The 9962-nt window shown below is 41.0% G+C and carries 9 protein-coding genes; 5 read left to right on the top strand and 4 right to left on the bottom strand.

The genetic code is table 11. The features are described 5' to 3' along the window. Positions 1-238 precede the first annotated feature (238 nt). Positions 239-1096 carry a cation diffusion facilitator family transporter gene (locus tag MTBBW1_RS17535; protein ID WP_080805389.1) on the top strand — a complete coding sequence of 286 codons (858 nt, stop codon included), beginning with the start codon at positions 239-241 and terminating at the stop codon, positions 1094-1096. 39 nt (positions 1097-1135) lie between these two features. Continuing rightward, positions 1136-2608, top strand: coding sequence for an MATE family efflux transporter (locus MTBBW1_RS17530; RefSeq protein ID WP_080805387.1), 1473 nt, complete (start codon positions 1136-1138; stop codon positions 2606-2608). An 8-nt stretch (positions 2609-2616) separates the two neighbouring features. Here MTBBW1_RS17530 and MTBBW1_RS17525 read toward each other — a convergent pair whose 3' ends face one another. Both MTBBW1_RS17525 and MTBBW1_RS28495 read right to left on the bottom strand, forming a co-directional pair. Then, entirely contained in the window at positions 2617-2841 is a 225-nt protein-coding gene (locus tag MTBBW1_RS17525; protein WP_080805384.1) for a hypothetical protein, read from the bottom strand. Positions 2842-3445: 604 nt separating this feature from the next. Next, the gene (locus tag MTBBW1_RS28495) at positions 3446-3586 is read right to left on the bottom strand and encodes a hypothetical protein (protein ID WP_186441440.1); all 141 of its coding nucleotides are present in this window, start codon (positions 3584-3586) and stop codon (positions 3446-3448) included. 195 nt (positions 3587-3781) lie between these two features. Here MTBBW1_RS28495 and MTBBW1_RS17520 point away from each other — a divergent pair, with 195 nt between their 5' ends. Then, positions 3782-6055, top strand: coding sequence for an inorganic phosphate transporter (locus MTBBW1_RS17520; RefSeq protein ID WP_080805382.1), 2274 nt, complete (start codon positions 3782-3784; stop codon positions 6053-6055). Between the two features lie 379 nt (positions 6056-6434). Here the strand turns inward: MTBBW1_RS17520 and MTBBW1_RS17515 are convergent, their stop codons facing one another. Continuing rightward, positions 6435-7337 carry a LysR family transcriptional regulator gene (locus MTBBW1_RS17515; protein WP_080805379.1) on the bottom strand — a complete coding sequence of 301 codons (903 nt, stop codon included), beginning with the start codon at positions 7335-7337 and terminating at the stop codon, positions 6435-6437. Positions 7338-7527: 190 nt separating this feature from the next. Here MTBBW1_RS17515 and MTBBW1_RS29650 point away from each other — a divergent pair, with 190 nt between their 5' ends. Then, on the top strand, positions 7528-7689 hold the full coding sequence (locus tag MTBBW1_RS29650; RefSeq protein WP_245809452.1) for a hypothetical protein: 162 nt from the start codon (positions 7528-7530) through the stop codon (positions 7687-7689). 19 nt (positions 7690-7708) lie between these two features. Next, entirely contained in the window at positions 7709-9667 is a 1959-nt protein-coding gene (locus MTBBW1_RS17510) for an aldehyde ferredoxin oxidoreductase family protein (protein ID WP_245809451.1), read from the top strand. A gap of 5 nt (positions 9668-9672) precedes the next feature. Here the strand turns inward: MTBBW1_RS17510 and MTBBW1_RS29145 are convergent. Then, positions 9673-9962, bottom strand: a 290-nt coding sequence (locus MTBBW1_RS29145) for a hypothetical protein (RefSeq protein WP_222424100.1), incomplete at its 5' end; no start/stop codon positions are given.

Here is a 9962-nt window from a genome sequence, read left to right as displayed (position 1 = left end):
ATGGAAGATGTGTCAAAAAGATATAAACTTTTATTGTGGTCTTCCTGTTATTGGGTTAAAACCCCAATGATGAATCTTCTGATGCAGACAATCTTGCCTTTACACTGTTCCGAAAATAAGGAAGCTTGCCAAAAAAGTGTAAAGCGGCAAATGAAATATGCCGAAAGATGCCTGCCTTTTGTGAAAATAGGAGGCTAATATCAAAAAACGAACAAAAGAACAGAGAAGGCAAAAGGGAATGTTGGCAGTCAATGTGGGACTTGCTGCCAATATAGTACTTGCTCTTCTAAAAACCATTATAGGAATCGCAGGAAAAAGCCCTGCTCTGCTGGCTGATGGCATCAACTCCACATCTGATGTGGCATACGGTATTGTGGTCAATATATTCATGCGTCTTTCTGCCAAACCCGCTGATCATGAGCATCCATACGGCCACGAACAGATGGAAACAATTGCAGCGGTGGTTGTGGGAGCTTTTGTTATGACAACTGCCATTGCCATATTCTGGAACAGCATCAATAGTGTTTATGAGATGTTTACCCTTGAAGGCAGCAGCGAGGGTGCGGCTTCCATGGCAATGTGGGTGGCAATATTCACTGTTGCCCTGAAAGCAGGATTGACCATCTGGACAAAAAAGGTAGGTGAGATAACCAAGAACAGTGCGGTTATGGCACTGGCAAGCGACCACAGAAACGATGTCTTTGCATCACTTGCAGCTACAGTGGGAATTTTTTTCGGCAGGATGGGTTTTGCATGGGTTGACCCCTTAGCTGGAGCTGCTGTATCCCTTATCATTCTTCACACAGGTATTGAAATCCTTCGTTCATCAGCAGGAGAACTTATGGACACTGTGCCGGGAAGAAAAATTGCAGAGCAGATACGTTCACTTCTGGATGATATCCCTGGAATCAAGGCCGTTGAAGAGATAAAAGCTCACCGTTTCGGGCCATACATGGTTGTCAATATCACAATTGGAGTTGACGGAAGTATAAGTGTTACAGAAGGGGATGAAATTGCCACTGAAGTAGAAGAGACCTTAATGGAAAAAATGGAACTTATGCGTCAGGTACATGTCCACTATCACCCTGCAAACTGATCAAACTTGAAAAAGCAGAAATGATCACCGGAATTTTCAATGAAAACCGAACAAACAGAAAACAGATCACAAACTGAGGATTCATCTCAAAGAGAAGGCTCATCTCAAACTGAAGGCTCATCTCAAACTGAAGGCTCGTCTCAAACTGAGGACTCATCTCAAACAAAAAAGAGCTCTGTGCAGAGTTGCCATCCTTTTGTGACATCTCCAAACAAAACCCTTTTAAAGCTATCAATTCCTGTACTTTTTTCTCTCATTGCAGAGCCTCTTACAGGGCTTGTGGATACAATATTTGTGGCACGTCTTGGAACACTTCCCCTTGCGGCTCTCGGTGTCGGAACAGCAGTACTTTCAAGCCTCTTCTGGATATTTAATTTTCTGGGAATAGGCTCCCAGACAGAAATTGCAAGAGCCATGGGAAACAGAGATAACAAGCGCCTGAACCAGGTGACAACCCTTGCTGTGGGCATGGCCATATTTCTTGGCATTGTTGTAATACTGATCTGCTTTCCCCTTATAGATTCCATGACACGATTGATGGCAGCCTCCGGTGATGTGCATGAATATGCTGTGGATTATATCCGTATCCGGCTCTTTGGCGGCCCTGCAATACTTATATCACTTGCTGCATTTGGAGTAATGCGGGGATGTCAGAACATGACAACGCCTCTGTGGATTGCAGGCGTCATAAATATAATGAACATAATCCTGGATCCTATCCTTATTTTTGGATGGGGCTTTTTTCCTGAAATGGGCGTAAAGGGAGCTGCACTTGCATCTGTGTTAAGCCAGTGGAGTGGGGCTTTAGCCTCTATATATTATCTTTTGAAAAAAATTGGTCATCCTGAATCAGTAATTCTTTCCGAAGCTTTAATGCTGCTTAAAGTTGGTCGGGATCTTTTTATACGTACTGGAATGCTGATCATATTTCTGCTCCTGAGTACAAGGGCTGCAACAGCCGTTGGCGCAGAAGCAGGAGCTGCTCACCAGGCAATACGCCAGACCTGGTATTTTACAGCATTTCTGCTTGATGCCTATGCAATGGTGGGGCAAAGTCTTGTGGCTTTTTTTATTGGGGCAGATGATTTGCTCCAGGCAAGAAGAGTAGCATTTTTCGTATCAATATGGAGCATTATTACAGGATTTTGCCTCGGTTTTATAATGATGCTTGGACAGGCACAAATTATACAACTCATGGTTCCAGGTGCAGCAGTAGCAATTTTTACAGGTGCATGGCAGATTGCAGCTCTTACACAGCCCATAAATGCTCTGGCCTTTGCAACTGACGGAATTCACTGGGGAACAGGAGACTATGGGTGGCTTCGAAATGTGGTATCTGTGGCAACAATTTCAAGTTGCATACTGCTTTTTATTTTTGAATATAATAAAAACCTAACCCTGTCAGGGGTCTGGCTAATCACCATTGTCTGGGTTGTAATCCGCGCCGGAGGAGGAATCATGAGAATATGGCCAGGGGTGGGAAAGGCTCCCCTGGCAAAGAAACCTGTATGATATTGACCTCAGGAAATTGTTTTTCTTCTATCCCTTGTTTTCCTTCGGTCGTTTGCAAATGAAAATGAGACAAAAATCCCTTCTCTGACACTTTTTCTGCGATCAGCACTTTTACGGCGTCTGTTTCGACGCTTCCATTTCAAACTTCCTATGTGCTCATATGCCCTTTGTGCATTTCGACTTAAAGGCTCCACCGGACTCAATGCATTTATGGTCTCAAAGTTATTTTCCATGATTCAATCCTCCTTTGTCTGCTGTTATGTTAACGTTTACTTAGTGAACAGTTATCTGACAAACATATTTTATAAAATCATCTTTTCGGCTATTATTAGAGTGCCATTAAGTGCTATGCTATGCAAATCTCCTATTACTTGTCCGATCTGCTTAAATTAATTATCGGCAGGCACTGTCAATTCATTGAATGGTTATTTAAAAATATATGATAATTTTTATTTAGGGTCGGTATTGTAAATAATGGCGATGTAGGAAATCATGGGGATGTCGTAATTCATGGAGATGCCGTAAATCATGGGAATGCCGTAATTTGGGGATGCCGTAATTTATGGCAATGTCGCAATTCATGGCAATGTCGCAATTCATGGCAATACCGCAATTCATGTCGGTACCCTAATTCATGGCGGTACCGTAATTCATGGCGGTACGTAATCATGGCGGTACGTAATCATGGCGGTACGTAATCATGGCGGTACGTAATCATGGCGGTACGTAATCATGGCGGTACGTAATCATGGCGGTACGTAATTGTAGAGACGTTGCATGCAACGTCTCTACATCCAATTTTCCACATTCATTTTCCCACATACATTTTTCCCACATTCATTTTTTCCACATCCAATTTCCCACATCCATTTTTTCCACATTCATTTTTCCACATTCATTTTCCCACATCCAATTTGCCACATCCATTTTTCCACTTCCACATTTTCCACTTCCACATTTTCTCCATCCAACATTCAACGCTCATCCTTCAAGATCCAAACAGATTCCAAAAGGTCATACCATGCCTTTGCATATTTCTTCTGAATGCAGGGCATTTAAAAAAAATGTTACTGGTTGGCATTATATTAAGATTGTGTTAGATGGAGCACATAAAATATGGATTATTGTGGTAACTTTTTTAATTATTAAAATATACTGAAAGGTGTTGTGGTCATGTCAATCGAATTCTATCTTGTAGCGGTGTGTATTTTGCTGCTCTTTGCTGTGTTTGATCTTGTTGTTGGAGTCACCAACGATGCTGTGAATTTTCTCAATTCATCCATCGGTTCCAAGGCTGCTCCATTTAAAACCATTATGATAATTGCAAGTTTTGGTATTCTGGCCGGCGTAACCTTTTCCGGAGGAATGATGGAGGTCGCCAGAAAAGGTATTTTCCACCCGCAGTTTTTTACAATGCCCAATCTTATGGCCATATTTCTTGCTGTTATGCTCACCGATATTTTGCTTCTTGATCTTTTTAATACACATGGGTTGCCAACATCCACAACAGTTTCCATTGTGTTTGAACTTCTTGGTGCAGCAGTGGCTGTTTCTGTTATCAAGATTACAATGGCAGTGGACGGTACGATGCAGATATGGGACTATATAAATACAGCCAAGGCATTGACAATTGTGCTTGGTATCCTGCTGTCAATTCTTGTGGCATTTTTTTCAGGTGCTGTAATCCAGTTTTTCACCCGCCTTCTTTTTACCTTTGACTATAAACCCCGACTTAAAAAATTTGGTGCTTTATGGGGAGGCGTGGCAATGTCATCCATAACCTTTTTTATTCTTATCAAAGGTTCCAAGGGTGCAACCTTCATGACCCCTGCAATGGTTGACTGGATAAAGCATCACTCCTTTTTCATAATGTTCTGTATTTTTGTCATTGCAGCAGCTTTTTTTCATTTTTTGATAATTAAATTTCAGGTCAATATTCTTAAGCCCGTTATTTTAGTTGGGACATTTGCCCTTGCAATGGCTTTTGCAGCCAACGATCTTGTGAATTTTATAGGTGTGCCACTGGCGGGTTTGAGTGCCTACATTACTGCCGCAGCATCGCCTGATCCTCTTAATATAACCATGACAGCACTGGCACAAAAGGTTCATATCCCCACAGCTTTAATGCTACTTGCAGGGGCAATAATGGTCACAACCCTTTGGTTTTCCAAAAAGACAAAAACAGTAACTGAAACAGAGATCAAGCTTGGACAACAGGATGAAGGGACAGAGAGATTTGAATCCATATGGCTCTCCAGAAAAATTGTGAATATGGCAGACAGCCTTTTCAGTTCCGTAAAGCAGATGATTCCTGCTATTCTGCGCAAAAAAATAGCAGAACGTCTTGAAACGGTGGAGTCGGACACATCATTGACAATGCAGCAGGACAAACCCTCTTTTGACCTGGTAAGAGCTGCGGTAAACCTAATGGTATCAAGTGCTGTTGTTTCTCTTGCAACATCTTTTAAACTACCTCTTTCAACAACTTATGTTACTTTTATGGTTGCCATGGGAACATCGTTTTCTGATCAGGCATGGGGAAGGGAGAGCGCAGTATATCGAATTACAGGTGTTTTAACAGTTATAGGTGGCTGGTTTATGACAGCATTTATAGCATTTATTGTCTCCTTCATCTTTGCCATGGTAATATTTTATTTCAAGATAGTTGGCATTGCAGGTATTATAGGCTGTGCAGCTTTCCTGATATGGAAAAATCATATCAAACACAAGGGAAAGGAGAAGGAAAAAGAGGAGATGAATATTTTCTCCATGGACAAAGTGGAGAATTTTGAAGACGCTCTTTCCATTACCTTTGATCATCTTGAATATCTTCTGAGAAATATTAGGGAGTCAACACATATTACATTTGATGCTCTTTTTAAGGAAGATCTGGAGAAATTGAAGATGGAAAGAAAACGTGTCAGGCTGTTTCAGGTATGGACAAATACGATTATTGCAAATATTTTTAAGGTCTTAAGGCTTCTTCAGCAGGAAGATGAAAAGACTTCATACAACTATTACCAGATTATTCGGCGTCTTCAGAAAATATCTGATAACCACAGAGATATTGTTATTCGTTCAACAATGCATGTCAGCAACCGGCACAAGGGGCTGCTGCCTGTTCAGATTGAGGAGCTGAAGGATATAAAAGTATGTGTCATCAATATGTTAAAAATGGTTGAGACATCTTTTCATAATCGGGAGATTATCCATTATAATGACATTGCTGAACAATATCATTATATGCGTGAGCTTGTAGCAAAATACAATGCCAACCAGATTAGCAGAATAAGGGACAATTCATCTAAGACCCGTTTAAGCATTCTGTTTTATGGTATTAGCGGTAACTGTCTCACAATGATGCGGCAAAATATCAAACTATTTGAACTCTTTAATGAATCATTCAAAATTGATGAGAAACTTTCAAAGTCATATGTCAAGGAGTGATTACAGAATAAACCGAAAGGTTTTTCATAGGTTTCAATCTGCGTTAAGCACTCTGCACGGGACAAACTATTATTTTGTCCCTGCCTGGCATACTCAAAATCGACACCTTATTGCTTTTTGAGCAGTTATTGAATTTGTCTGAATCAGGATAACCAGGATGAAAAGGATGCTCAGGATAAATAATCCTGCCTTATCTTGTTAATCTTGGACATCCTGATTCAGACAATGTTGACAAGGCTCAAAAGATCATAAGTGTCGGCTTTGAGGGCATAAATTAAAGCTTTTATTAATACTACAGCGACACTTTATGTTTTTACATTAAACCATCATGGCAGTAGAGACAAGGCATGCCTTGTCTCTAAGGTACTATTTAAAAATCTCAACAGACCTCTTCCCCAAACTGCGACGGTTTTATTGTTTGCAGATACGCCACCATAAGGCGGTTCTTCTCAATTTTAAGTTTTTCACTTTTTATATAAATACAAAAAGTATCTGCCTTGGGCTTTACTTCCGGAAACGGGTCAACAAGCTGCCCGTTTTTAAGCTCCTCAATAACAGCATATCTTGGGACAAAAGAGACACCAAGACTCTCAAGTGCACCATTAATAAGGCCGCGAATGTGTGTAATCTGGGTCACTTTACGAAAATGGATACTATTGCCCGGAATTGACAGCAAAAAATTTTCCCACCATTGACAGTTAAGATCCATCGAAAGAACATTTATCCTGTTTAAGTCTTCAGTTTTTTCTATTTTCATCATTTCGACATATTCAGGGGATGCTATTGTTACATATTGCTCGTGAAAAAGACTTATTTTTTCACAGTTACGAAAAGATTGAGGCTTGCAGTCAATAATAAAATCAACCTCATCCTTGATAAATGACTCTTTAAGAGTATTGGAAAAATTGAAATTGAGATGTATCTCCGGATGCTCATCCATAAATTTTTTCACCTGTTTTATAAGGACTGAAACACCAAATTCAACAGGCGTACCTATGGTTACTGTCTGCAAAGAGCGCTGGTCAATATTTTTCAGAAATTCCTCTGTGGCTTCAAGGTGAAAAAAAATTTTTTCACAGGTGCGGTAAAGCTCTTCTCCTGCCTTTGTAAGGGTAAATTTTCGGCCATTTCTCTCAATTAGCTTGACATCAACAGATGCCTCAAGCTTATTAATTGCATGGCTTACAGCTGGCTGGGTTATGCACATGATGTTGGCTGTCTGGGTAAAATTAAAGACTTTTCCAAAAACAAAAAAGGTTTTTAACTGATAAAGATCCAGCATTTTTTCCTCATAATTTTGTGCAATGCAATCATAAACATGATTTATATTTATTATAAAAATAATGAAATTTTATTATATGACAAAAAGAGTTATATATAAATGATTATTTGGCATTACAATAGATTTAAAACCATAAAAAACCGTTTATAACCACAAATCATAGCCGCACTAATGATAAAAGGAGTAAAAAATGGCCGACTTTACATTAAAGGAAATAAAATCCCTGAAGTATAACAGACCGGAAATCAGCAAGGGTTATACAGATCACTCCCTGCACATCAATGTTTCGTCCAGTGATATCAATATCCGGCCTGTGGAAAAGGAAGGTCAAGGAAAAATTTATAGGGGGTAAAGGGTATGACCTCTGGTATATGTGGAACTCGGTCTCAGGTGATACAAAATGGAATGACCCTGAAAATGCCATCTGTATTGCATCTGGCCCCCTTGGCGGAACTCCCGGTTATCCTGGTGGGGGGAAAAGTATTGTCACAACCATCTCTCCTTTGACCGGAATCCCAATTGACTCCAATGTTGGCGGCTACTTTGGTCCATACAAAAAATTTGCAGGTTTTGATGTGCTTGAACTTACCGGCAAGTCAGACTCTGAAGTTATTATCCTCATTGACGGCATTGAATCAACAATCAAAATATATGAAGTATCCGGCCTTACCGATGACTCATATGAACTTTCCATGGCTCTTACCGACTATTTTGACAAAGAAAAACCTGTAAATATTTCTGTTGTCTCCACTGGTTCTGCTGCAAAAAATACCGAACTTGGATGCCTTAATTTTACATGGTTTGATGCCAAAAGAAAACGGGTACGTTATAAACAGGCTGGTCGTGGCGGAATAGGCACTGTATTTGCCCACAAAAATATTAAGGCCGTTGTGGCACGATGGAGTACTGTATCCATGAAAACCAACCAGCCTGCTGATCTTGATGCACTTAAAAACGTCACAAAACTACACGCTGGAGAGATCAACACACTTGATCCCAAACAGAACCGCATGGCCCTTGTGGGTACCACCCACCTTGTACCAATAATGAATGACCATGATTGCCTGCCGGTAAATAACTTCCGTTATGGAATGCATCCTGAATCAAAAGTGATCGGAGAAGAGGTTTACGAACATATTTTTGACAAGGGATTTGACGGCTGCTGGCGAGGATGCGCTGTTGCATGTGCCCATGGCGTAAAGGATTTTGTTCCATTTACAGGCCCATATAAAGGCCAGAAGGTTTTTGTTGATGGCCCTGAGTATGAGACAGTTGCAGGATGCGGCTCCAACCTGGGGGTTTTTGATCCTTTTTTCATCCTTGAGATGAACTTCTACTGCGATACATACGGCCTTGATACCATATCCATTGGTACAGGAATTGCCTTTGTCATGGAGTGCTTTGAGATGGGCCTTATCACAAAGGAGCATACAGGTGGCATGGACTTAAGTTTTGGAAACCGCCTCAATGCACTGGAGCTTCTGCATCAAATGGCCAGAGGTGAAGGCTTTGGAGTAATTGTAGGTAAGGGTATCCGCAAAATGAAAGAGATTTTTGCAAGTGATTTCGGTGCAGATGCTGCCATCATGCAGGATATCGGCATGGAATCCAAGGGTCTTGAATTCTCAGAATATATGACCAAGGAGTCCCTGGCACAGCAGGGTGGGTATGGAATGGCTCTGAAAGGCCCCCAGCATGATGAGGCATGGCTTATCTTTCTTGATATGGTACACAACTTCATGCCAACATTTGAAAACAAGGCAGAAGCCCTGCACTGGTTTCCCATGTTCCGCACCTGGTTCGGACTTTGCGGCCTTTGTAAACTGCCCTGGAACGATATCGTCCCTGAAGACAACAGAGAGACAAAAGAGCCTGCAAAGGTTATTAAACATGTTGGATGGTATGCAGACTTCTTCTCTTCAGTCACAGGCAGAAAAGTTAAACCTGAAGATCTAATCCCAATGAGCGAGGCTGTCTATAACTTCCAGAGGCTTTTCAACCTTAAAATGGGCTATGGCACAAGGGAACACGACACCTTGCCCTACCGATCCATGGGGCCTGTAACTGTTGATGAGTACCTCTCCCGCCAGGAGCGTTATGACACAGCTCTAACTGAAAAGCATGGCGTTGATATATCTGGTATGACTGTAGAAGAGAAGGTCGCACAGCTCAGAAAGTTCCGTGAAGAGCAGTATGAACTTCTTAAAGATGCTGTCTATGAAAGAAGGGGCTGGACACCCAACGGCATACCCACAGTGGCTACTGTCAAACGACTTGGCATTGATTTTCCCGATGTCATGGAGCTTCTCAAATCCCACGGAGTGGAATAGTTCTTTTAATTTTGAAAAAATCTATCCTCTTCCCAGTTTGCAGGGTTGTTTTTGATGTAGTTATATATTCGCTGGTATTCAACGTCATTGCGAATAATATGATCATGGAAACGGGATTGCCATTGAAATTCAAACCCCATTCTCCGGGCATGTCTGGTAACTGCCGATTTATATGAACGGATAATGGTGGAAATTGAATTTGATTTGGGTGATATTTTTGACATCAATTCATTTTTGTATTTAAATTGTGTTGATGGACACGTTGGTTTTTGCGTGGATGGGTGAATCGGTTGTT

Source organism: Desulfamplus magnetovallimortis, assembly GCF_900170035.1.
Lineage (GTDB): Bacteria > Desulfobacterota > Desulfobacteria > Desulfobacterales > Desulfobacteraceae > Desulfamplus > Desulfamplus magnetovallimortis.
Note: the sequence above shows the minus strand (reverse complement) of the source record. Positions and strands in the feature narration are given on the sequence as shown.